Source organism: Dechloromonas denitrificans, from assembly GCF_001551835.1.
Taxonomy (GTDB): domain Bacteria; phylum Pseudomonadota; class Gammaproteobacteria; order Burkholderiales; family Rhodocyclaceae; genus Azonexus; species Azonexus denitrificans.
In genome coordinates this window covers 602,661-603,538 of record NZ_LODL01000021.1, presented here as the reverse complement: position 1 = coordinate 603,538, position 878 = coordinate 602,661, and the positions used below count along the sequence as shown (strand labels likewise).

General features: G+C 61.3%; 1 protein-coding gene. It reads right to left on the bottom strand.

The features are described from left to right. A partial coding sequence (locus AT959_RS21630) for a cadherin-like domain-containing protein (protein ID WP_205629917.1) occupies positions 1–641 on the bottom strand: 641 nt, incomplete at its 3' end. Positions 642–878: the final 237 nt, after the last annotated feature.

The following is an 878-nucleotide window of genomic DNA, read 5'->3' as shown; positions in this document are numbered from 1 at the left end:
TAGCTGCCGTTGGCATTGATGACCAGCGTGCCCACGCCGGCCAGCGTGGCGGTGGCACCAGCGGCGTAGGTCGTGCCGCCCACCGTGAAGGTGGTGACGGTGACCGGACCATCGACGCTGCTCGTGCCGCTCAGTACCGTACCGCTCAGCGGGCCGCTGTCTTCGGCGATGCTGATCACTTCGTTGGCGTCGGTGAAGTCGTCGTTCACCGGCGTCACCGTGATGGCCAGGGTCGAGGTGTCGTTGGCCCCCGAACCGTCGGTCAGGGTGTAGGTGGCAACCGGCACCGTGCCGTTGTAGTTGGCGTTCGGCGTGAAGGTGTAGCTGCCGTTGGCATTGATGACCAGCGTGCCCACGCCGGCCAGCGTGGCGGTGGCGCCGGCGGCGTAGGTCGTGCCGCCCACCGTAAAGGTGGTGACGGTGACCGGACCTTCTCCGCTGGACGTACCGGTGAGCACGCTGCCGATCAGGGTCGTATCCTCATTGACACTCACTATTTCGTTCGCGTCGGTGAAAGGATCATTATCCAGAATGGTACCGACGCCCTGCACCGGGATCGCGTTACGCGATGTCGACGCGGACAGGCTCATCGTTTCAGCGGCTTCATCAATTGCATCGTCAGCCGTCGGGAGTCTGACCATAAAACTGGTCACCAGAGCAGGAACCGAAATATTCGCGCTCAGAGCACTCCACGATGCGCCGTTATTGAAGGAGACGGAACCGACTGAAGACCAATCCACGCCTTCCGTTGCAGTGATCCCCTGCAAAGCAAGCGCAACAGTCGTTGTGGCAAGGCTGGGGTTCGACAGCTGAACCTCGAACACCAGGTTATTACCTTCCTGAACCGTGGGACTGGAAACAGAAGTAACAAAGGGGCT